Genomic DNA, 24,052 nt, shown 5'->3' on the forward strand with positions numbered 1-24,052 from the left:
AGTATTTAGTCCTTAGATTATAGCTATTAGCAACTAAGGACTAATTACTAAGTACTAAAAAACTATAAATGAGTAAAATAATCCCTTTCAAAGCCGTTCGTCCAACTCCAGATAAAGTCGCGTTGGTAACTTGTCGTAATTATGATGATTATTCGCCTGCTGAATTAGCTTCGTGGTTGGATTTCAATCCGTATTCGTTTTTACATGTTATAAATCCTGCCTATGTTCATTCACAAAAGATTACTTTGGACAAGCGTTTTAAAGGTGTTGCTCATAAATATCAAGATTTCAAAAACGATGGCATTTTTCTTGAAGATGAAAAACCAGCTTTCTTTTTATATGAAATACAAACTAAAATTCAATCTTTTACGGGAATTGTATGCGGAACTTCAATTGATGATTATAAAAATAATGTCATCAAAAAACACGAAGATACTTTGCAATATCGTGTAGAATTATTTAAAGATTATTTGCATCAAACAGGTTTCAATACAGAACCTGTTTTGATAACTTATCCAGATAAATCGGAAATCAACAATTGGATTTCAGAAAAGAAAGAAGAACAACCCATTTATCATTTTGCCACCACTAACAAAGAAAAACATACACTTTGGAAAGTTGATTCTGACTCAGAAATAGCTTGGTTAGAAAAACAATTTGAAAACATTCCAGAATTATATATTGCTGATGGTCACCACCGTTCGGCTTCTGCCGAATTATTATTTGATGAAGACAATCATTTAGGAAATCAGAATCTGAATTACTTTATGAGTTTTCTAATTGCGGAAAGTAATGTAAAGATTTATGAATTTAATCGAATTATTCGTGATTTGAATGGTCATTCTAAAGAAGATTTTTTAGAGAAATTAGCTGAATATTTTATCATAAAATCAAAAGAGCAAGAACTTTGGAAACCGCAAGACAAATTTGAATTTGGAATGTATTTGGATGGTGCTTTTTATGCTTTATTCTATAAACAAGAAAACAAAAATCCATCCATTTTAGAAAACCTTGATGCCCAAATCTTATACGATAAGGTATTGCAACCTATTTTAGGAATTGATGATTTAAGAAACGACGAAAGAATCGAATATATTCCCGGAAAGCAATCAATTTTAACCATAAAAGAATTGGTTGACGAAGGTGAATTTGAAGTAGGCTTTATGTTATTTCCAAGTGATATCTCAGAAATTAAAGCACTGGCAGACAACAATTTGATCATGCCTCCAAAAAGTACTTATATTGAACCAAAGTTTAGAAGTGGATTGATGGTTTATGAACTATAAGTACAAAGTACAATTATGAATTACGAAATATTTAAAAATAGTTATAACAAAATTTAAAAATGAGAAAAATATTTCTATTACTTTTAATTTCAACTTCTTCTTTTTCACAAAATAAATCACTTACTAATAAGCAGATTGATAGTATTTGTTTAAAATCAAAAAAAAACATTGAACAGAAATTTGAAATTGAAAGGAGTGTGAGTGTTAGTCGTAAAAAGACTTTAAAAATTAAAACTGATGCCTCATTAAAAATATATAAAAATTCATATTTAGATACAATAAAAGTTGATTCAATGGCAATAGTCGGTCCAGATTATCCTATTCCACAACCTGAAATAATTAAAGCCACTTATGAATATGAAACAATATATAACAAAAAAAGTCTTGAATATGTATTTGTAGAATTATATTATGAAAATAATAAAATCAAAAACATAAAAGTTTTAAACACATATTACAATGGTACTTATAGTATTTTTACAAACTTTTCAAGTTTAGAAAAAGATAATGATATCACATATTTCAGTTTCTGTGAAAGCTTTAATAATTGGATTTATGGTATATCTAAAAAAATAGACAATATTTTTTACGAAAGAAAATGGAAATAATAAAACAAAACCTCCTCAATATACAATCACAACTTCCTGAAAACGTTACATTAGTTGCCGTTTCTAAAACCAAACCTGTAGCTGATTTGATGGAAGCTTATAATGCAGGTCAACGTGTTTTTGGAGAAAATTATGTCCAAGAATTAGTTGAAAAACATGAAGCACTTCCTAAAGATATTCAATGGCATTTTATTGGTCATTTACAATCACGAAAAGTAAAACTTATTGCTCCATTTGTAAATTTGATTCACGGAGTTGATAGTTTGAAATTATTACACGAAATCAACAAAGAAGCTATAAAAAACAACCGTGTCATCGATTGTTTGCTTCAAATTTTTATTGCCGAAGAAGAAAGTAAATTTGGATTGGATGAAAAGGAATTAACAGAGATTCTATCTTCAGAAGAATTCAAAAAGTTGAAAAACATAAGAATTATTGGATTGATGGGAATGGCAACCTTCACAGAAAATCACAACCAAATAAAAAAAGAATTTCAAAATTTGAAAAACATATTTGACAATGCACGTGAACTGAAAACTACCAACTGCCAACTGAACACTATCTCAATGGGAATGTCTGGCGATTATCAATTAGCAATTGAGTGCGGAAGTACAATGGTTCGAATAGGAAGTAGTATCTTTGGAACAAGAAAATAGAAAAAAGAACAAAGAAAAAAGACTAATCACTTATTACTAATCACTTATTTGTACTGCATACTCGACATAGAAACCACTGGAGGTCAATTCAACGAAGAAGGAATTACCGAAATCGCCATCTACAAATATGATGGTCACGAAGTCGTGGATCAATTTATCAGTTTGGTCAATCCTGAAAAGGAAATTCAGCCGTTTGTCGTTAAGTTGACTGGAATTAATAATGCTATGTTGCGTTCGGCTCCAAAGTTTTATGAAGTTGCCAAAAGAATTATTGAAATCACACAAGATTGTATTGTTGTAGCGCATAATTCCTCATTTGATTATCGTATTTTAAGGACCGAATTTACTCGATTGGGTTACGATTTCATTCGTCCAACACTTTGTACAGTTGAATTATCTAAAAAACTTATTCCTGGAATGGAATCGTATAGTTTAGGAAAATTGGTTCGTGCTTTGGGAATTCCTGTAACCGATAGACATAGAGCTAGTGGTGATGCTTTAGCAACCGTGAAGTTATTCAAATTATTATTATCAAAAGATACTGAAAAAGAGATTTTGATAAGTTCTATAAAAGCAGAAATTAAAAGTGGCTTAACTCCAAAATTGCTTGATATTGTTGAAAGTTTACCCTACAAAACTGGTATTTATTATATTCATAACGAAAAAGGTGATTTAGTTTATATTGGCAAAAGCAAGAATATAAAAAAACGTGTCAATCAGCATTTTACAGGAAAAACCAATAAATGTAAAAAGATTCAATTAGAAGTTTTTGCAGTAACTTATGAAGAAACTGGAAGTGAATTGATTGCGCTTTTGAAAGAAAGTGAAGAAATCAAAATCAACAAACCAATTTACAATCGTGCGCAGCGCAAAAGTATTTTTCAATATGCTTTGTATGAAGTTTTAGACGACAATGGTTATTTGAATTTACGACTTCAAAAAGCAGATGGTAGAAAGAAAGAAATTACAGCATTTACAACACTTCAAGAAGGAAAAAATGCGTTGTTTAGAATCACCGAGAAATATAATTTATGTCAGAAATTGAACGGATTATATGAAACGCAAAATGGATGTTTTCAACACAAAATAAAAGAATGCAACGGTGCTTGTTTAGGAAAAGAATCACCTGACGAATATAACCAACGTGTTGAGGATTTTATCAATGAAATGACGTTTGAAAATAACAATATGATTATCATTGATAGAGGTAGAAAAGTTGATGAACGAAGTGCTGTTTTAATTGAAAACGGCATTTACAAAGGCTATTGTTTCTATGATTTGAATTATCAAATTACTAATGTTGAAGTCTTGAAAAACATCATTATTCCGATGCAAAATAATCGAGATACACGAACTATTATTCAGAGTTATTTGAGAAAGAATAAGGTGTTAAAGGTTGTGAAGTTTTGAAAAAGAAAAGAGAGAAAAGAAAATAGAAAATAGACCTTTTGAATTATTTAATTACCATCATGGGACCAACTGCTATAGGAAAAACTTCCTTGAGTATTGCTTTGGCTCAACATTTTGGTTGTGATATTATTTCGTGTGATAGTCGTCAGTTTTTTAAAGAAATGAGAATTGGTACTGCTGTTCCAAATGAGAAAGAATTAGCAAGTGCAACACATCATTTTATTCAAAATAAATCTATTTTTGAAAATTACACCGTTGGAGATTTCGAAAAGGAAGCTATTGCCAAATTAGACGAATTATTTCAGAAAAATAATATACAAATCATGGTTGGCGGTTCTGGTTTGTATGTTGATGCAATTTTGAAAGGATTTGATAGTTTTCCTGAAATCGATTCGCAAGTTCGTGAGGAGGTGAAATTGAATTATGAAGAAAAAGGAATCGATTATCTTCAAAATCAGTTGAAACATTTAGATAGTTACTATTTCAATTTTATAACAGAAACCAATCCACAAACACTGCAAAATCCGCAACGAATGATGCGCTTTGTTGAAGTCTGTCTTGGTACAAATAAACCCTATTCTTCGTTTTTAAATAAAGAGAAGAACAAAAGAAACTTCACTCCAATCATAATCGGATTGGAAGCCGAAAGAGCAATAATGTATGAAAGAATCAACCAAAGAGTTGATATTATGATAAATGAAGGATTACTTGCAGAAGCTGAAAAGTTGTTTCCAAATAAAAATTTGAATGCTTTACAAACGGTTGGCTACAGAGAATTATTCGATTATTTTGAAGAAAAAACAACATTAGAATTAGCCATCGAAGAAATCAAAAAAAACACAAGACGCTTTTCAAAACGTCAACTAACATGGTTTAAACGAACAGAAAATGCGGTTTGGTTTGATTATTTGACTGATAGAAAAGAAATAATTGAGCATATTAACCAACTCATAAAATCTTAATACTTCCATGCCTATTTCACCTAACTTCACCTCTATTCTAACCAAAGACTGGGAAATCAATTTTCTACAATGCTATCCAAATGGTTATTTGAAATATACTGAATTGTGTAATTTATTTCAGTTGACAGCAGCAACACATTCGGAAGTTGGTGGTATTAGTTTTAGCGATATGCAAGAATTTCATCAAGCTTGGGTTTTAAGTAAAATGCGAGTTGAGATTAAGCGTTTACCAAAATGGAAAGATAAAGTGACGGTAAAAACTTGGATAAAATCTTTAGAAAATTCCCGTTCTACACGTTGTTTGGAATTATATCTTGGCGATGACAAGATTGTGGGTTGCGAAACTTTTTGGGCAGTTTTTAATACCAAAACACGTCGTCCGGAAGCTTTAGCATTGCCTCACGAACATTTTGAAAAATATCCAAATGTCAGCGCAACTGAAAAAAGTTATGCAAAAATAGATCTTCAGCAGGAATTTGAAGAAGTTGCAGAACGAACTGTTTTACTATCTGATTTAGATATTGTAAATCATGCTAATAGTGTGAAATATTTAGAATGGTGTTTGGATTATGTGGATTCAAAAAAGCTTTTGAAACAAGAATTGACAGCTTTTGAAATGAATTACTTGAAAGAAGTTTCGTTGAACGAAGTCATTTCAATTGCAAAAAATAAGAACGTTTTTACAGTAAGTAAAGATGGAAAAGTGTGTTTTGGTTTGGAACTTGAATTGAAATAAAAAAGCCCCAATTTCTTGGAGCTTTCTATTTATTTTTTTACGACTAATCTAAATCCTTCACCGTGAATGTTTAAAATTTCTACATTTGGATCTTCTTTTAGATATTTTCTTAGTTTAGCAATGTAAACGTCCATACTTCTTGATGTGAAGTAGTTATCGTCTCTCCAAATTTTTGTTAATGCTAATTCTCTTGGCATTAAATCTTCAACATAAAGTGCTAACATTTTTAGCAATTCGTTTTCTTTTGGTGACAATTTTATTGGTTCATTACCTGGAAAATTCAAGAAACGTAGTTTAGAATTCAAGTGAAATTTACCAATTTGGAATTCAAACTGAACATTTTCAGCTTTGGTTTCAGATGATTTTCTTTGCATGATGGCTTTGATTTTCATCAACAACACTTCAGAATCGAATGGTTTGTTTAGGTAATCGTCTGCTCCTACTTTGTATCCTTTCAATACGTCTTCTTTCATGGTTTTAGCCGTTAAGAAAACGATAGGCACTTCTTTATTTTTCTCACGGATTTCTTTGGCTAAAGTATATCCGTCTTTGTAAGGCATCATTACGTCAAGAATGCACAAATCGTAAGTGTCTTTTTTAAACTTTTCAAAACCTTCCATCCCATTTTTTGCCAATACAACATCAAAATCATTTAACATTAAATAATCTTTCAGAATGGCTCCAAAGTTTTGATCGTCTTCAACTAATAATATTTTTTTATTTTCTTTTTCCATAATTTTTTAATTTATCAATGGGACTTTTATAATAAATGTACTTCCTTTTCCTTTTTCGCTTTCAACAAAAACTTGACCATTATGGTCTTCTACAATTCGTTTCACGTAAGCCAGACCCAATCCGTGTCCTTTTACGTTGTGAATATCGCCTGTATGTTCGCGATAAAATTTTTCAAAAATTCTTTTTTGAGCCACTTTGCTCATACCTGCGCCTTGATCTTTTACTTTAATTAGTATAAAATCTTTGATGTTCTCTGTATATATATCTATAACGGGCACATCTGGCGAATATTTTATAGCATTGTCTAAAATATTAACAATTACATTGGTAAAATGTACATCATTTAGTAATGCTGTGGTTCTATTTGCTTCAAAATGAGTTATAATAGCTCCTTGTCTATCTTCAATAATTAAATTCACATGATCTATTGCTTCTTCAATTATATCTTGAACGTTTAATGGTTCTTTGGTAATCTCTAATTCTTTTTTCTCAAGTTTTGATATTCTAAGAACATTTTCTACTTGAGCATGCATTCTTTTGTTTTCGTCTCTAATCATTTGAAGATATCGATATACTTTTTCTTTATCATCAATTACTTTAGGATTTTTAATAGCATCTAAAGCTAAATTGATAGTTGCAATTGGCGTTTTAAACTCATGCGTCATGTTATTAATAAAATCTGTTTTAATTTCAGATATTTGACGTTGTTTGATTAATTGGTGTAACGCATTGGCATAAGCTATAATTATTATTAAAGTAAAAACTACCGATAACAGCGTTATAGCAAGAATTTCTGAAAACAAGAACTTCTTTTTCTGTGGAAATGTAACTAACAACATGTACTTGTTATTTCCGTCATTGTCTATAAAAACAGGAATCGAATAAGTAGCATATTTATCAAAATTGAAATGTTCTGACTTTATTTTTGTTGCTAATCCATTACTGTAAATATTGAACTCATATGGAGTTTTGATTCCATATTCTTTAAGCTCTTTGTCTAATAATTCATTTAATTGCTCTTTAGAAACACGTTCGTTAATTGGATAATTAGCTACCACATCTTTGTAGGCAATTTCAAATTGAGCATCTTCAAGAATCTTTAAATCTCCTGCTTTTTCAATGGTTAAATCAGGAATAATTGTGTTTTGAATTCCTGAATTATCAAATGAATTATTATTAAATACTTTAGTATTTCTTTTGGCTGTGTAATTTTTTACTTTAAGACTATCAAGTCTTTTATCAAAGAACGTGGAAAACATATCATAATCCTCAGAAATAATGCTGTTGGAATAAATTATTGTTTTATTCGTTTTAGCATTTCTTTCGTAGTAACCGTATTCTAATAAATCTTCACTTTTGGGAGATTTTTTGGCATTGTCTTTAAATCTTCCGTTTTTTTTATAAAAAGCATAACGCTCTTTATTTTGAAGTTTGTTGCCAACGCTGCCTAAAACCTGTTTTACATGAAACTTAAATTGCTCTTCGTTGTTTTCTAATGAAGTATTAAACCAATAAACTTGGACTAAAATTATCCCTAGCAAGGATAAACTCATTAATAATACTAACAGCCGAAAAACAAACTTATTCATCACAACAAATTTAGCATTTTAACATTTATTCTGTTAATGTATTAACCAAACATTAACATAGAGGCAAATAATTATCTATTTTTCAATAAATTGACAATTTCATCGACTTGTTTTTTAGTATCCTCAAAATTTTCGTTTTTAATTACAAAATTACTTCTTGTAATTCTTTCTTCATCAGACAATTGATTGTTTATTCTTTGTAATACTTTCTCTCTAGTAGTCGAATCACGCTTCAAAACACGCGCTATTCTTAACTCTAATGGTGCTGATACTGTAATAATTTTATCACAATCTTTATAACTACCACTTTCAAACAATATAGCTGCTTCTTTTACTAAAATTGGATGATTTTGATTTGTTGCAATCCAATTATCAAAGTGTTTTTTTACAGCTGGATGAACAATAGTATTAAGTTGTTTCAACTTTTCTGGAGCATTAAAAACAATCGCTGCAAGTTTCTCTCTATCTAAAGTTTGACTATCTGTAATTAATTCATTTCCAAAAGTTTGCACAATTTGGGAAATAATCTCAGGAAACTCCATTACTTTTTTGGCTTCTAAGTCAGAAATATAAACTGGAATGCCTTTAGAGATAAGATATTTTGCAACTGTAGTTTTACCACTACCTATCCCTCCTGTTAGACCAATTATTTTTGATTTTGTTACAATTGGTTCAACAATTTTATTAATAGGAGTAACAATCTTATCAATAACTTTCTCTACCGATTTTTGAATTGGAGTTTCCATTTGCTTTTCAAAAATCAATTCTTTTTCAGCTTCAATTGGATTAGAATTTATTTTAAAAAACAATTCAGGAAAAGCATCTTGAGGCTTTTTTCTGAGAATATTAATTTTGAAAAAAGATTTTAAAAACCCAAAACCGTATCCCAAAAATTGCTTCCAAACAGCTACTATAGATAATAAACCTATTAATGGATTTCTGTTTTGAATACTAGATACAATAAAGATTATTATGAAATATAAAAAATATAGTTTTAATCCCCAATCAAATAGAATTACTAAAAGCCCAACTGAGATTATAAATCCAATAACAAATAAAGAAGGTAACCAATAAGTTAGTTTACTATATTCTGGATACCAATGATTTAAAATTGGTCTTGCTTTACCAAATTTTGATACTTGAATAGTAAACTTTTCCCAGTCTATTCTTCTTTTATGATAAACAAAAGCCAAAGAAAAAAGTTTTGTTTGATAACCTAATTTCCATAACCTAATGGATAAATCTGGATCTTCACCTGGATGAATGTTTCCGAATCCTTTAGATTCTTCAAATGCTTTTTTAGAAATTCCCATATTGAAACTTCTTGGTTGAAATTTGTCTATTTTCTCAGAACCACCTCTTATTCCACCTGTTGTAAGAAAAGAAGTCATTGAAAAATTAATAGCTTTTTGAATATTAGAAAAAGATTTTAGTGCTTTATCTGGACCCCCAAAACAATCTACATAGTTAGATTTTAGTTCTTTATCAACTTCAGAAAGATAGTTCTTTGGTATAATACAATCTGAATCAAAGATGATAAAGTAATCACCTTTGGCTTTTTTCATTCCAAAATTTCTAGAATCTCCTGGACCTGAATTTGCTTTATAATAATATGAAATAGATAATTTATCTGTGAATTTCTTTATTACCTCTTCACAGGATATTGAAGAACCGTCTTCTACAATTACAATTTCATAATTGCTTTTGTAAGTAGATAATAGTAAACTTTCTAGCAGTTCGTTTATTTCGTCAGGTCTATTATAGACTGGAATAATAATTGAAAAATACATTCGAAAAAATTTTAACAAAGATACTCTTTCTATAAAACAAAAGTCCCGCCGAAGCAGGACTTTTTATTTATTCAAGAATAAGTTATAATTATTCTTTTACAACTTTAATCGTTGTTACTTGATTTTCAGACGTTAATCTTACTAAATAAGTTCCAGATGGAAGATTCGACATATCAATTGCTGCTTGAGTAGCGTTGATTGATTTAGCAGAAACTTCTTGACCTAAAATATTCATAATTTGAACAGTATCAATATTTTTTGAATAAGATAAATTCAATACATCTTTAACCGGATTAGGATAGAATGTAAAGTTTGAGCTATCAAAACTATTCGTTCCTAATGAAGCATCATAGGCTGATACTTGAAAAGTTCCAAATTCAACATTATCATAATCAAAAACTCTTAAATAGATAGTTGAACCAGGTGTTAAAGCTGTTAAAGATAAAAGTGAGAAAAAATCTGTTCCATCATCATCATTACATCCAATTGATGTCAATAATCCGCAAGAACCTGAGAAAGCCTCAATACCAGTATCAGTTACATCACTAGTTCCATCACTATTTGTTTCAAAAGTGATGCTTCCAGAAGCTGGAACCACTACACTATACCAAACATCTCCGCCTTCATAACTTGAACAAGTTGGATCGGCAACACCAGCAGAAGCAGTTGCTCCTAAATTTGTGCCAACCAAAGGATTATCAGTAAATACTCCGCCAGGAGTTAGTGCTGTTGCACCATTACAATCATCATTGACTGGAGCTGGTGGTGGAGTTCCACATTGAACTGATCTTGTTCTAATAGATTGTTCTGCAGTACAATTTGTATCAACATGAGTGTAGAATCTAATTGGACCCGTTACAGTAGAAGTCCAAGTAACAGTACCTGTCCCAAAAGTATAAGCAATTGTACCTAATTCATTTCCAATTGTTATAACATCAGTAACTTCAGAACTAGAAAAGATGTAAGAAACACCAGAAGTTACATTTACTAAAGAATATTCACCTGCATAACAGAAATCATCAATAGAAAGAGGAATTCCAATACATGATGGCGTGTAAGTATCAAATGGATATTGACCATATGTATCTGTCAAACATCCAGCAAATGGACAATCTTCAGTTACATTTATAGCCAAACGTGTTAAACTTTCACAACTATTTTCTATTTGAGAAGCATAATAAGTTGTACCTGATACTAATGCAGTTGATGAAGGCAAAATAGTACCTAAAGTTGCAGCATTATACCAAACTAAACTAGTTCCAGTAATAACTACTGTTAAATCATCTAAAGTACTAGCCCCACAATATGTTTGAGCAGCATCTCCAGTTGGTGCTAAAGTTAATGTTATATTTAATGTTAATTCAGCAATACTATAACAACCATTTGCATTTTCAACTCTTACGAAAATAATTTGACCATTCGTACCTACAAATGATGTAGGATTTGCTATAGCATTAGAAGCGCTTTCAGCATCAAATAAGTCTACATAATTCGTATAAACCACTCCGGATTCTGAACTAATAGCTGTGTTAGCTGAAGTTAAATCAAAAACTGCTGTACTTGTCCCACTATCACAAACTGAAAGTGTTACTGGATTTACAACTGGAAAAGAAGATACAATAACGTTAACCGCTAATCTACTATAACTTTCACAGTTTATAGTTTGCGTAGCATAATACATTCCAGAAACTAAATTAGCTGTTACTACTAATGGAGTTCCGCCTGTTGCAGAAGAATACCATTGTATAGTTGTTCCGTCTGCATATAAATCACCTACAGTTCCTGCACTACAAAAGATTTGAGTTGCATCACCATTTGGAGCTGGAGTTGTAGAAGGACAATCGTAAGCAGAAACTAAAAATTGTCCAAAGTTATCATTTGAATAATCCCAAACATTTACATATAAAACTTCACCTGGAGTTCTTCCTGTTAATGCAATTAATGAGAAATTTCCATTAGTACTATCATCATCATCACACTCTACAAATGTAAGTGCACCACAAGTTCCTGAATAAACTGCCATACCTGTATCAGTAATAACACTAGCAGCAGCTGGATTAGTTTCAATAGTTACAGAACCAGAAGCTGGAACAGTCACAGAATACCAAACATCACCTCCTAAGAAATTTGCACAACCAGGTGCAGGAGGATTTGAATTAGTTGCAGCAACATTAGTTCCAGTAACATCGTTATCTGCAAAAACATTTCCTATTGTTAAGGCAACTGCCCCAGCACAATTATCGTTTACTGGAGAAGTAACAAAGTAAAATGGTCCAGTCCAAAGACTAACTCCATTAGTTGTACAATCTGCACTTACATAAAAATCGTAAGCTATTCCTGGTGTTAAACCATTTACAACAAACGGATTAACTACGCTTGAGTAAGTTGGAGTTGTTGGAGCTACTCCACCTGCAGTAGTTACATAAATATTCCATGCTGTTTCAACGCAACCAGCTGTCCATCCTAAAACTGCAGAAGTACCAGTTACATTAGTAACTAATAAATTTGATGGCTGAGGACAAGCAACAGCTGCTGAAACTGTTACATCATAATCTTCTGTTTCACCCCATCCATAATTAAGACAAGGATCAATATTGATACCTGAAGTATTCCAAACATCTCTTACTCTCATTCTGTGAGTTCCAAGTGGTGGATTACAAGCTAAACTGATTGAAAAAGTTGCAGATCCGTTACCATCAATTGAAGCTGTAGTATATCCAACTCTTTCAGATGTTGCAAATGTACCATCATCGTTATAATCAATCCAAACGGCTACATTTTGACCTCCAAAAGTTCCAACAGAAACATTTACTACATAAGTAGAACCTGCTTGTAATGTTCCTGTATAATTTGGTTGACCTGTAAAGTAAGTGTACGCAGGATTCGTTGGCGAAGTACCTGAATTATTTGCTAAAGTAGTTCCTGTAATTGATATATTTGAGATTAAATCTCCGGCTGTTTTACCTGTAGTATAGGTAGGAATACAATAACAATTTGTTGGTGTATTCAATCCAACCATAAAAGCGTTACTAGTAGTACTTATTCCTGATGCTGTACATGTTACTACACATTGATAATAAGTTGCTGAAGTTTGATTTGCAGTATATGTAGGATCTGTTGATGCTCCACTTGCATTTGTGTAAGCTATACCATCAGAAGATGTTTGCCATTGGTATGTTACTCCAGAACCTGAAGTGCTATTTTGTAATGAAAGATTAAAACTGACACCACTACAAGCTAAAGCTGTTGATGAAACTGTATTACCTGGCGCTGGAGTTCCAGAGCAAGATGGTGGTGGAGTATAAGCAAAAACTAAACCAGCAGGTGGAAAAATAACATTTGATAAAAACATAGTATCAGTTGCTGCAACGCTTGCAGTTGTTCCAAACCAATCTACGGCAGTAGTTCTTCCAACAAAATTTGTTGCTACATTATTTGGATTGGCTCTTAAGCCGATTTGTGCAATTGTAGTAGTTCCATTATCAGTCATTGTTCCGTAAACAATTTCAACTTTATTAGTTGTTTCGTACAATTTAATTTGAAAATTATAAGAATCTCCAACAGCTAAATATTTAGCATAATTTGTCCATTGAATAACTAAAACCTGATTAGGAGCTGTTCCTGTTAATTCAAATCTGATTTCACCTCCATTTTGAGACATTAAATCTCTTGTAAATGCCGAAATTCTTGCTACTAATGGGTTTGATACTGTGGTACTTGTTGAAGAAATAGGTTCGTAAGAAGATGTTGAATTCATATCAACTGACGGAGTTAATAATGATGAACCTAAAGAAATCCATCCGTTTGCATTTACACCAAAACGATTATAACTATAGCCATTAAATGTGAAATTGAAACCAATAGGTAAACCCACTCCTGTAAAATTTGCTGCTCCAAATGGAACTGCAGGATCTAAAAATCTTTGGTCGTCAGAAGTTGTTGACCCAAGTATTGTTCCTCCAGTTATTGCCGTGTATGTCGAGTTACTTTGTGAAAAAGTATACTGTGATAAACTCTGACTAAAACCTAGTTGGAACAAACAAAAAAATAATGCTACTAAAAAGTATTTTTTTTTCATGTTGTTTATAAGTTAAATTTAAAACTATAAAATTAAACAAAAAAAGCTCACAAATAATTGTGAGCCTTTAAATCTATGCAATTTTAACACATTCTATTTTATACTTGAAACATTAACCATTTCATTAGTATCTGCCAGATAATCAACACCATTAAAACCAAATCCAAATAAATTTAGAAAATCTTGTTTATATCCTGCTAAATCACCTATTTCTACTAGCGATTCCGTTGTTGCTTTATCCCATAAATTTGAAACTTGCTCTTGAACATCTTTTCTCATTTCCCAATCATCGATTCTTATTCTTCCGTTTTCATCAGTTGAAACTTCTTTACCAGTATATAATCTTTCGCTATATAGTCTTTGAATTTGCTCAATACATCCTTCATGAATTCCTTGAGCCTTCATAATTTTATACAATAATGAAATATAAAGTGGAATTACTGGAATTGCAGAACTAGCCTGAGTTACTAGTGCTTTATTCACAGAAACATAAGCCTTTCCTCCTAATTCTTTTAAATCATCAGTAATTGTAAAAGCTGTTGCTTCTAAGTGGTCTTTCGCTCTTCCGATGGTCCCTTTTCTATAAACTGCTTCAGTAACTGATGGTCCTATATAAGAATATGCTATGGTAGTTGCTCCTGGGGCCAATAAACTTGCATCTTTCAAGTCATTCATCCACATTGACCAATCTTCACCGCCCATAACAACAACCGTATTATCAATATCTTCTTGATTAGCTGGTTCAATGGATACCTGAGTTACATTACCTGTGTGAAAATCGACAGTTTTATTTGTAAAAGTTGTTCCTATTGGTTTTAATGTTGAACGATGTAAAACTCCTGTATCTGGATGCATTCTTACAGGTGAAGCTAAACTGTAAATGACTAAATCAACTTGACCTAAATCATTTTTAATCAAATCAATTGCTTGTTGTTTTACTTCCTTTGAAAAAGCATCACCATTAATACTCTTTGCATATAAACCTGCTTTGTTCGCTTCATTTTCAAAAGCAGCAGAATTATACCAACCTGGAGAAGCTGTTTTTCCTTCTGAAGCTGGTTTTTCAAAGAAAACTCCAATTGTTGCTGCATCACATCCGAAAGCACTAGAAATTCTAGAAGCTAATCCGAATCCAGTTGATGCTCCAATAACTAAAACGCGTTTAGCTCCATTAATCTTGCCTTTTGACTTAACGTAATCTATTTGATTTTTAACATTTTGCTCACAACCCTTTGGATGAGCTGTCAAACAAATAAATCCTCGCATTCTTGGTTCTATAATCATATCTTTAACTTTATTCGTTTATTTTAGTTTGTCTTTGAAAAAACAAATATAATTCTATATTTTTAGTTAAGCAATTCCTTTGCATGAATTAAGGCCGAATCTGAAATAACAGAACCCGACAACATTTGAGCAATTTCAATAATTCGCTCATCATCAGACAACAACTTCAATTCAGAATGTGTTTGGTTATCTTTAATCACTTTAAAAACTTTAAAATGATCTTTTCCTTTACTGGCTATTTGTGGTAAGTGAGTTATGGCAAAAACTTGCATATTACTACTCATATTTTTCATTATTTCTGCCATTTTATGAGCGATTTCTCCAGAAACTCCAGTGTCAATTTCATCAAATATTATAGTTGGAAGATTTGAAAATTGAGATAAAATTGCTTTAACCGCCAACATAATTCTAGACATTTCTCCACCTGAAGCAACTTTTTTTAACAAACCGAAATCGGATCCTTTATTGGCTGAAAATAAAAATATAATTTCGTCTTTTCCATTATTATAAAACTCCTCTTTTAAATCTAATTGTATATTAAATCTTGCACTAGGCATTCCTAAATTTGATAAAAATGAAGCTAATTTATCTGTTAATACTGGTATAGCTTTTTTACGATTATCATGAACTTGATTAGCCAAAATATTTAATTGATTTTCAAATTGAATAATTTGATTTTCAATTTCAACAATTTCAGATTCTAATGTTGTAACAGAAACCACTTTATTATCTAATTCATTTTGAATAATTAATAGCTCATCAACCGTATTTACTTGATGTTTTTTAAATAAAGTGTAAATCAACTGTAACTTCTGATTTGTTAAATCTAAAGCCTCAGGATCAGAAAAAATAGTTTCTGAAAGTTGATTTAGTTCTTTTTCGATATCATCAAATTCTATTAAAGTACTATTCAATCTTTCAAAAAGTAAATTATATTCAGTTGAAAGTCCTGCTATTTTTTGCAAAGTGGCTTTTACTTCCTTTAGATTTTGCAAAACACCAAATTGTTCATCATTAGCTAATGCTAAAGATTTTACTAAAGTTTCTTTGATAAATTCAACATTATTGAGCTTTTCAAAATTAGATTCAAGCTCTTCTAACTCACCAGATTTTAATTGAGCAGAAAGTAATTCTTCTAAAAGAAAAGTATTGTAATCTTGTTCTTTTAAAACAGATGTAAGCAACTCTTTTTTAGATTTTAAATCTGATTTCAGTCTTTTATATTCCTTAAGTTGGATTGAATATTGAGAAATAAAATCAAAATTAGATGCAACAGAATCGATTATTTGAAATTGAACTGCATCATCAGACAATTCCTGAGTTTGATGTTGCGAATGAATATCTATTAAATAATTACTTAACTCTTGTAATTCATTTAAATTTACAGGTGTATCATTAATAAAAGCTCTTGATTTTCCTGAAGGTAATATTTCTCTTCTAATGATTGTCTCGTCTTCATAGTCAAGGTCATTTGAAACAAAAAAAGATTTCAAATTGTAATTTTTAATTTGAAAATGTGCTTCAATAATACATTTCTCTTCTTTATTCTTGAGAGAAGTCAAATCAGCTCGTTTTCCTAATACTAAGCCTAACGCCCCTAGAAGAATTGATTTTCCGGCACCAGTTTCACCTGTAATAACAGAAAAACCATCCGTAAATTTAACAGATAGTTTTTCAATTAAAGCAAAATTTTCAATAGATAATGATGTAATCATTGGTAAAGATTTAACTCCTAATTAAAACTTTATTTTCAACCATTTAGAAGAATTCGTAGGTGAAATTTTAGATAATTTATCAACCAAACCATCAATAGTAACACTTGGACCCCCTGAAAAAATTGATACAATTTCATCTGACTTTGCGTCAAAAAATATTCTTGTTAAATAAGCATTAGGTCTGACACTATGAACCGTTGATAAAGTGTTTATTGCAACAACTATTTCTTCTTTAGAAGTTTTTAAATCTTTGTACATGTTGTCTAACCCATTAAAATGATATTGGAACAATGATTCTCTCAATGGCCTGAAAGTAGTTGACATAACATCATTTACTAGATAATATCGATTTTGTGTTTTCTCGGTTTGTGACCATCCTTTACCACCAGAAGGCGCAGCAATACTTACAATTTCTTGTGCAGATTGAAAATAAGGTGTTCCGCTATCTAAAGCAAAACTTTCTGCATCAAAGCCTAAAATCATATAGCTATAAAAAGCGATTACAGATACTAAGTTGGAATCATAACTATTAGGATTGTAAAACAAATTTTGAAATTCTACATATTGAAAACTAAAATCTTTGTCATTAATGTTTAACAAAGGACTAGAAAAACTAGAATTGTAAATTGGACGTGAAGATTGCACTTGAATGCTTGCTTCAAAATTATTGTTTTCAAAAGAATTAACAGTAATAAAATAGGTACAACTTACTTTTTCATTTTCTTTAAAAGCCTTTTCTGACCAAACTGTTTTATTCACAAAATCATTTAGAGATGTTTCTAGACTCTTGAAAATTTGAGTATTTACATTAGTAATTTTATCGTAATTTACAATTACTTTACAATTAAGTTCTTGAGATTGAACGTTTGCAAATAGAAAGAAAAAAACTAAAATTAAAATACTACGCATGATAATGATTTATTATTTTATTTATAATATCAACAGCCACATCCTCTTTAGATTTTAAATCCATTGGTTCAATGGCAAAATCTTTGTCAATGAAAGTAACTTTGTTAGTTGGTTTTCCAAAACCAGCTCCTTCATCTTGAAGTGAATTTAAAACAATCAAATCTAAGTTTTTTTTCTGAATTTTCAACTTAGCATTTTCAATTTCATTTTCAGTTTCTAAAGCGAAACCTATTAAAAATTGATTTTTCTTTATTTCTCCTAAAGAAGCTAAAATATCTTTAGTTTTTTCTAATTCGATTGTAAAACAAGTTTCACTCTTTTTAATCTTTTGCTTAGCAACATTCTTTGGTCTATAATCAGCAACCGCAGCTGCTGCAATAGCAACATCAACATCATTGTAAAACTCATGACAAGCTTCATACATTTGTTGAGCTGAAACTACTTTAACCAAATTGATATGGCTATTCTTCACTTTAAAATGTGTAGGCCCTGAAATCAAAACTACTTCTGCACCAAGATTTGCTGCTTCATTTGCAATATCAAAACCCATTTTTCCAGAAGAATGATTTCCTATAAAACGTACAGGATCTATTGCTTCGTATGTTGGACCAGCAGTAATTAATATTTTTTTTCCTTTTAAAGGTAATTTACTAGATAAATCGGCTTCTAAAAATGCAATTATATTTTCAGGTTCTGCCATTCTACCCTCACCTGAAAGTCCGCTTGCTAGTTCGCCTGATTCGGCTGGTATTATAGTATTTCCAAATTGTTGTAATGTTCTAAAAGAACTTATTGTTGAGGGATGCTTATACATATCCAAATCCATTGCTGGCGCAAAATAAACTGGACATTTTGCTGATAAATAGGTTGCAATTAATAAGTTATCACAATTTCCATTTACCATTTTGGATAGTGTATTGGCTGTTGCAGGTGCAATAACCATTAAATCTGCCCATAAACCTAATTCGACGTGATTGTTCCATTGAGCATTCTCATCTTCTTCATTGTAAAATGTAGAATGAACTGGGTTTTTAGACAACGTGGATAATGTTAATGGCGTTACAAAATCCTTAGAAGCAGGTGTCATTATCACTTGGACATGTGCACCTGCTTTTATAAATAGACGAACTAATGTTGCTGTTTTGTATGCGGCAATTCCACCAGAAACACCTAGTATTATTTTTTTACCGCTTAAAACTGACATTGTCTTATATTATTTGTTTGTATCTTTATGATATATCTTTCCATCCAACCATTCTTGTACAGCAAGAGCGTGTGGTTTTGGAAGTTTTTCATAAAATTTAGAAACTTCAATTTGTTCTTTGTTTTCAAAGACTTCTTCTAAGCTATCATTGTAAGTTGCAAACTCATCTAACTTTTCAATCAATTCTTTTTTGATTTCTGTGTTAATTTGGTTTGCTCTTTTAGCCATAATAGTTATTGCTTCATAAACATTCCCTGTAGGTTCTTCAATAACATTTTTGTTGTAAGTTATTGTGTTTACTGGTGCATTGGTCTTTTTTAAATCCATGACTTTTTTTATTTAGAAAATTGTTTTAAATCGTTATCAATCTTAGCCAACATTTCATCGGCTTGTGCTTTATATTTTGTGCTTGCGTTAAATTTAACCAAGCTATTATATGCAGATTTTGCTGCATTTAATCGTTCTTCCATTTTTTGTTGAACACTATTTATTGCCAACTTATAAGCAGAATCTAATTTATAAAATAAAGCATCTTCTTTAAACGGCGTTCCTGGGTAATCACTTATAAAATTATCTAAAGCAATTTGAGCTGCTTTAAAATCTGATATTGTGTTATATTGTTTAGCATTTTCAAATGCTTTTTTCTCAAGTTTATTTCTCAACTCAATAGCAACTTTATTAGCCTCAGGCAAGTAAGTTGAATTAGGATACTCGTCAATAAAACTTTGCAATTTATCTATCGCTTTATCAGTATCTAACTGATCTAAACTATAAACAGGAGATAATTTTGAATAACATAATGCTCCTAAATATTTAGCTTCTTCTTGTTTTTCACTTTTTGGATAACTTGAAGCAAAACTTTCAAATTGATATCCAGCTAAATAATATTGTTTAGTTTTATAATAAGATTGTGAAAACATATAAAACATTTTCTCTGCTTGTGGTTTCCCTTTATAAGCTGGAGCAATTTGTTCAAACAAACGTATTGCTTTGGAGTATTTTCCTTTTTCGTACATCTTTACACCAACATCATACTTAGCAGCAACATCTTCATTCTTCAATGCTTTTTGATATTCGCTACAAGACGAAAAAAGAACAACCAATGCGATAAGAGAAACTATTTTCTTCATTTTTATTTTTATGGATACAGCTTTTTAGAGGATTTTACTTCTCAAAAAACGAACTGCAAAATTAGTTAATAATTAGATACTATGAAAGATTTTTTTTAATTGTATTTTTTTATAAAAAAACTAAAGACTTTTTACAAATTTATTCAATCGATCTGCTAAATCTTGATTGACATTTACTAATGGTAAACGCACTGTGTTCTCTGACAAACCTAGTGTTTTAAAGACTTCTTTAATTCCAGCTGGATTTCCTTGTTCGAAAATCATATCTATTGCTTCTGCTAAAAGATAATGCAATTTATAGGCTTCATCAACTTTTCTTTCTAATCCTAAACTCACCATATCTGAAAATTGTCTTGGAAATCCTTCACCAATAACTGAAATAACTCCACTTCCACCTGCTAAAACCATTGGTAAAGTAACCATATCATCTCCAGAAATAACTAAAAATCCTTCAGGCTTTCCTTGAATTAATTTCATTGCTTGAACAATATCACCAGCCGCTTCTTTTATTGCAACAACATTTTTAAAATCATTAGCCAATCTTAAGACCGTTGAAGGCAACATATTACTTGCAGTTCTTCCTGGAACATTGTATAAAATGACAGGTATTGGAGAAGCTTCTGCAACAGCTTTAAAATGTTGATAAATACCTTCTTGAGTAGGTTTATTATAGTATGGAGATACAGAAAGAACAGCAACAAAATTTGAAAAATCTCTAGTTTTAAGCTCTTCAACCACTTTATAAGTATTGTTACCTCCTACTCCTAACACCAAGGGTAACCTACCTTTATTCGCATCAATCACAGTACTAATAACCAATTCCTTTTCTTCTTGACTTAACGTTGCATTTTCAGCAGTAGTTCCTAGTACAACAAGGTAATCAATTCCGTTATCAATTTGAAAATTTACTATTCTTGATAGTGCCTCAGTATCTACAGAAAAGTCTTTTTTGAATGGTGTTACAAGTGCAACTCCGGTACCAATAAGTGATTGCATATTATAGTTTGTTTAGTATTTTTAAATATTTAAATAATTCGTCTATGAAAACGGTATAATTCTCAGCATTTGTATCAATCATAAAATGATTTAATCTTTTATCAATTGAGGTAAATCCCACTTTAAAATTTGCTTTTGAAAGATTGGTTACCAATAATAATGGTGCTTTTTCTGTATCGTAATAGCTAATAAGTAAATCAAAATCATCGTTAATGAAATCATTTACCTCTTTACTATCAAATGTTGCATTCCAATTAATGTTTTTATAAGTAAAAACATTGTAGTCGAAAATCTCATTCTTTTTTACCTTGTTTTTAAACACTAAAAACTGAATGTTTTCATAATAAATTCCATTTTTCACAAGCTGTTCAATTAATTTTTCCTTTTCGTAAAAATAACTCTCATCGAAAATTATCCCAACCTTTTTGATAGAACTATCTGAATTTATATGCTTTACATTTGATAACCTTTTCTTAACTATTTTTTTTGTCCAAAAATCCTTTATTTTACTTAAAAACATAGTACTTTTACTTGGTTACAAATTTAATTAAATTTAGTCGTATTTGAGATGGTAAATCTAAAAAACTATAACGTTGTTTTGAAACATTTTGTTTTATTATTAACATTTATTTCCTTGATAGCTTGTTCGAGTCAAAAGTATCAGGTTACAAAAATTGATGGTAAAAAAATTGGTCTTACAGAAACACAAGAAAGCAAGGCTGAAATTGAGAACTATATTAAACCCTATAGAGAACATATTGATAAAGAATTAAGCGAAGTTTTAGCTTTTAATCCTGAAACATTAGATAAGTCAAAAGGGGAATGGCAAACTAATATTGGTTGTTTTTTGGCAGATATTACCATAGAGAAAAGCAATCCTATTTTTCAAAAACGTGAAAATAAAACAATAGATATTTGTTTGCTAAATCATGGAGGGATTAGAACTTTAATTCCAAAAGGAAATGTAACCGCAAGAAATGCATATGAAGTAATGCCATTCGAAAACAGCGCAATCATTGTTGCTCTTAAAGGAGAACAAATTATCGAATTGGCTAATCACATTATTGCAGAAAAAAAACCACATCCATTGTCTGGACTAAATTTTACAATTTCTAAAGATTTAAAAGCAACAAATTTATTAGTTCAAGGAAAACCATTAGAAAATGACAAAATATATTATGTAGTAACGTCTGATTATTTATCAAATGGTGGAGATAACATGACTTTCTTTAAAAAAGGAATTGAAAAATTTGATATTGATTACAAACTCAGAAACATCATGATTGATTATTTTAAAGATGTTGATACTTTAAGAATCAATAACGATGTTAGAATTATAAAAGAATAACACTGAACTAAATTCGGACTAAACAAATGAAAAGAAGAGATTTTATTCAAAAAACAGTAGCAAGTTCAGCTTTATTAAGTTTGACAGGACTTTCATTAAGCAGTTTTAAAAATAATGATTTAAAACATATTACAATTTTACACACAAATGATGTTCATAGTTATATAGATCCATTTCCTGCAGATCATCCTAGAAACCCAAATATGGGTGGCGTTGCAAGAAGAGCTTCTCTAATAGAATCCATTCGTAAGGAAAACCCAAATGTATTACTGCTTGATGCTGGAGATATTTTTCAAGGAACTCCTTACTTTAACTATTATGGTGGTGAATTAGAATTCAAATTAATGAGCATGATGGGTTATGATGTTGCAACATTAGGAAATCACGACTTTGATAATGGAATTGACGGATTTTATGCTCAATTGCATAATGCTAAATTTGATTTTGTTTCTGCTAATTATGATTTTAAAAACACTATCCTCGATGGTCATGTAAAACCTTATAAAATCAAAACTATTGATGGTATAAAAATTGGAATTTTCGGACTTGGTGTAGAACTTGAAGGATTGGTAGACAAGAAAAACTACAAAGAAACTGTTTATAATAATCCGATAGAAGTGGCTACAGATATGGCTAGAATTCTAAAACAAGAGGAAAAATGCGATTTAGTAATTTGCCTTTCACACATTGGATTTAAATATAAAGAAGATCCTAATAAAGTTTGTGATATTTTATTAGCTAAACAAACTAAAGATATTGACCTAATCATTGGTGGACACACTCACACTTTTTTAGATAAACCAATTATTGAAAAAAACAGCGAAGGAAAACAAGTATTGATTAATCAAGTTGGTTGTTATGGTTTGAATTTAGGTAGAATTGATTTTTATTTATCAAATGATAAGGAACTTCAATCTCAAGGTAAATCAATTGTAGTCTGATTTTTTTCAGAAACAACTACAAATTGATAAAACATATAAAAAGCAAGAATATTTAAGGACATTGCTAATGGTCGAAGTATATAGGAATGTGATTCAACTAAATAATATTTTTCAATATAAATTACTAATTGTAAACCTAAAAACAACAATACACTTATTAATAAATAAGAGTTTTGTTTGCTATCATTCATGACATAAGAAGAAATTGCAACACCACCTAAAACTGCTGCAATAAGATTGTGGAAAAAGATTAAATAATAAGAATTTTCAGGAACATCAGAGGCAGCAAAAAGATAGAAAAATATAAATCCTAGTGGTAAAGTAGCCAAGAAAAAAGGAATATAATCTTTAATTTTTACAATTTTAAAAATTAAAATTAGTAAAAAGATTCTATGAATTGTATAAGCTATAACTCCATAGAATAATGACTCGGCATTGTTTGGAACAAAGAAAATATTTGTCAACAAGGAGAAAGACATTATTACATAAAACAATTTACAATTACTCTTAGAAGAATAAAAATACAAAACCATTAATAGTATAGGTATTAATGGTTTTGTAATGAATATTATTGTTTCATGAGAAAATGTTTCTGCTACAACTTCAACAATAGCATTGAAGAAATAAAAGAATGAAATAATTTTAATTGTATTATTTTCAAAACTTAAACTCATT

21 protein-coding genes and 1 pseudogene are annotated in these 24,052 nt (G+C 30.4%); 8 read left to right on the top strand and 14 right to left on the bottom strand.

Annotated features, from left to right (window positions below; genetic code table 11):
- Positions 1 to 68: 68 nt before the first annotated feature.
- Genes ABD771_RS00965 through ABD771_RS00990 form a run of 6 tightly spaced genes read left to right on the top strand, consistent with a single transcriptional unit; the run spans position 69 to position 5,658 of the window.
- Entirely contained in the window at positions 69 to 1,286 is a 1,218-nt protein-coding gene (locus tag ABD771_RS00965; RefSeq protein ID WP_345089345.1) for a DUF1015 domain-containing protein, read from the top strand.
- A gap of 59 nt (positions 1,287 to 1,345) precedes the next feature.
- Complete coding sequence (locus ABD771_RS00970; protein WP_345089348.1) at positions 1,346 to 1,894, top strand: hypothetical protein; 549 nt, start codon at positions 1,346 to 1,348, stop codon at positions 1,892 to 1,894.
- Positions 1,885 to 2,550, top strand: coding sequence for a YggS family pyridoxal phosphate-dependent enzyme (locus ABD771_RS00975; RefSeq protein ID WP_345089351.1), 666 nt, complete (start codon positions 1,885 to 1,887; stop codon positions 2,548 to 2,550). The genes ABD771_RS00970 and ABD771_RS00975 overlap by 10 nt, the downstream gene beginning before the upstream one ends.
- 48 nt (positions 2,551 to 2,598) lie before the next feature.
- Entirely contained in the window at positions 2,599 to 3,960 is a 1,362-nt protein-coding gene (locus ABD771_RS00980) for an exonuclease domain-containing protein (RefSeq protein ID WP_345089354.1), read from the top strand.
- Positions 3,961 to 3,998: 38 nt separating this feature from the next.
- Positions 3,999 to 4,922 (top strand): tRNA (adenosine(37)-N6)-dimethylallyltransferase MiaA, encoded by a 924-nt coding sequence (gene miaA, locus ABD771_RS00985; protein ID WP_345089357.1) that lies wholly within the window; start codon positions 3,999 to 4,001, stop codon positions 4,920 to 4,922.
- Between the two features lie 7 nt (positions 4,923 to 4,929).
- Positions 4,930 to 5,658, top strand: a complete 729-nt coding sequence (locus tag ABD771_RS00990) for an acyl-[acyl-carrier-protein] thioesterase (protein WP_345089360.1) — start codon at positions 4,930 to 4,932, stop codon at positions 5,656 to 5,658.
- 29 nt (positions 5,659 to 5,687) lie between these two features.
- On the opposite strand, the gene ABD771_RS00995 is transcribed toward ABD771_RS00990, so the two are convergent.
- The 13 genes and pseudogenes from ABD771_RS00995 to ABD771_RS01055 form a co-directional block, all read right to left on the bottom strand.
- Positions 5,688 to 6,392: a response regulator transcription factor gene (locus ABD771_RS00995; protein ID WP_298306159.1), complete on the bottom strand. Its 705-nt coding sequence runs from the start codon at positions 6,390 to 6,392 to the stop codon at positions 5,688 to 5,690.
- Positions 6,393 to 6,398: 6 nt separating this feature from the next.
- On the bottom strand, positions 6,399 to 7,982 hold the full coding sequence (locus ABD771_RS01000; protein WP_345089363.1) for a sensor histidine kinase: 1,584 nt from the start codon (positions 7,980 to 7,982) through the stop codon (positions 6,399 to 6,401).
- Between the two features lie 71 nt (positions 7,983 to 8,053).
- A complete protein-coding gene (gene coaE, locus ABD771_RS01005; protein ID WP_345090046.1) occupies positions 8,054 to 8,728 on the bottom strand; it encodes a dephospho-CoA kinase in 675 nt (224 codons plus the stop codon).
- Positions 8,729 to 8,776: 48 nt separating this feature from the next.
- Positions 8,777 to 9,772: pseudogene (locus ABD771_RS01010) on the bottom strand (glycosyltransferase family 2 protein); the annotation flags it as partial.
- 88 nt (positions 9,773 to 9,860) lie between these two features.
- Complete coding sequence (locus tag ABD771_RS01015) at positions 9,861 to 13,850, bottom strand: GEVED domain-containing protein (RefSeq protein WP_345089366.1); 3,990 nt, start codon at positions 13,848 to 13,850, stop codon at positions 9,861 to 9,863.
- 93 nt (positions 13,851 to 13,943) lie between these two features.
- Positions 13,944 to 15,134, bottom strand: coding sequence for an enoyl-ACP reductase FabV (gene fabV, locus ABD771_RS01020; RefSeq protein WP_345089369.1), 1,191 nt, complete (start codon positions 15,132 to 15,134; stop codon positions 13,944 to 13,946).
- Positions 15,135 to 15,196: 62 nt separating this feature from the next.
- Positions 15,197 to 16,849, bottom strand: coding sequence for a DNA repair protein RecN (gene recN / locus ABD771_RS01025; RefSeq protein WP_345089372.1), 1,653 nt, complete (start codon positions 16,847 to 16,849; stop codon positions 15,197 to 15,199).
- A gap of 21 nt (positions 16,850 to 16,870) precedes the next feature.
- Positions 16,871 to 17,758, bottom strand: coding sequence for a type IX secretion system protein PorD (porD, locus tag ABD771_RS01030; protein ID WP_345089375.1), 888 nt, complete (start codon positions 17,756 to 17,758; stop codon positions 16,871 to 16,873).
- Positions 17,751 to 18,962, bottom strand: a complete 1,212-nt coding sequence (coaBC, locus tag ABD771_RS01035) for a bifunctional phosphopantothenoylcysteine decarboxylase/phosphopantothenate--cysteine ligase CoaBC (RefSeq protein WP_345089377.1) — start codon at positions 18,960 to 18,962, stop codon at positions 17,751 to 17,753. Before coaBC ends, porD begins: the two co-directional genes overlap by 8 nt.
- A 9-nt stretch (positions 18,963 to 18,971) precedes the next feature.
- Positions 18,972 to 19,289: a DNA-directed RNA polymerase subunit omega gene (locus tag ABD771_RS01040; RefSeq protein ID WP_298306181.1), complete on the bottom strand. Its 318-nt coding sequence runs from the start codon at positions 19,287 to 19,289 to the stop codon at positions 18,972 to 18,974.
- Between the two features lie 8 nt (positions 19,290 to 19,297).
- Entirely contained in the window at positions 19,298 to 20,092 is a 795-nt protein-coding gene (locus ABD771_RS01045) for an outer membrane protein assembly factor BamD (protein ID WP_345089379.1), read from the bottom strand.
- A 120-nt stretch (positions 20,093 to 20,212) separates the two neighbouring features.
- Entirely contained in the window at positions 20,213 to 21,088 is an 876-nt protein-coding gene (dapA, locus tag ABD771_RS01050; RefSeq protein WP_345089381.1) for a 4-hydroxy-tetrahydrodipicolinate synthase, read from the bottom strand.
- A gap of 1 nt (position 21,089) precedes the next feature.
- Positions 21,090 to 21,608 carry a DUF6913 domain-containing protein gene (locus tag ABD771_RS01055; RefSeq protein ID WP_345089383.1) on the bottom strand — a complete coding sequence of 173 codons (519 nt, stop codon included), beginning with the start codon at positions 21,606 to 21,608 and terminating at the stop codon, positions 21,090 to 21,092.
- 78 nt (positions 21,609 to 21,686) lie between these two features.
- Here ABD771_RS01055 and ABD771_RS01060 point away from each other — a divergent pair, with 78 nt between their 5' ends.
- Positions 21,687 to 22,436 carry a 5'-nucleotidase C-terminal domain-containing protein gene (locus ABD771_RS01060; RefSeq protein WP_345089385.1) on the top strand — a complete coding sequence of 250 codons (750 nt, stop codon included), beginning with the start codon at positions 21,687 to 21,689 and terminating at the stop codon, positions 22,434 to 22,436.
- A gap of 26 nt (positions 22,437 to 22,462) precedes the next feature.
- Positions 22,463 to 23,377: a bifunctional metallophosphatase/5'-nucleotidase gene (locus ABD771_RS01065; RefSeq protein ID WP_345089387.1), complete on the top strand. Its 915-nt coding sequence runs from the start codon at positions 22,463 to 22,465 to the stop codon at positions 23,375 to 23,377.
- Here the strand turns inward: ABD771_RS01065 and ABD771_RS01070 are convergent.
- Positions 23,353 to 24,051: a hypothetical protein gene (locus tag ABD771_RS01070; protein WP_345089390.1), complete on the bottom strand. Its 699-nt coding sequence runs from the start codon at positions 24,049 to 24,051 to the stop codon at positions 23,353 to 23,355. The genes ABD771_RS01065 and ABD771_RS01070 overlap by 25 nt on opposite strands.
- Position 24,052: the final 1 nt, after the last annotated feature.

The organism is Flavobacterium chungnamense, from assembly GCF_039539165.1.
GTDB classification, from domain to species: Bacteria; Bacteroidota; Bacteroidia; order Flavobacteriales; family Flavobacteriaceae; genus Flavobacterium; species Flavobacterium chungnamense.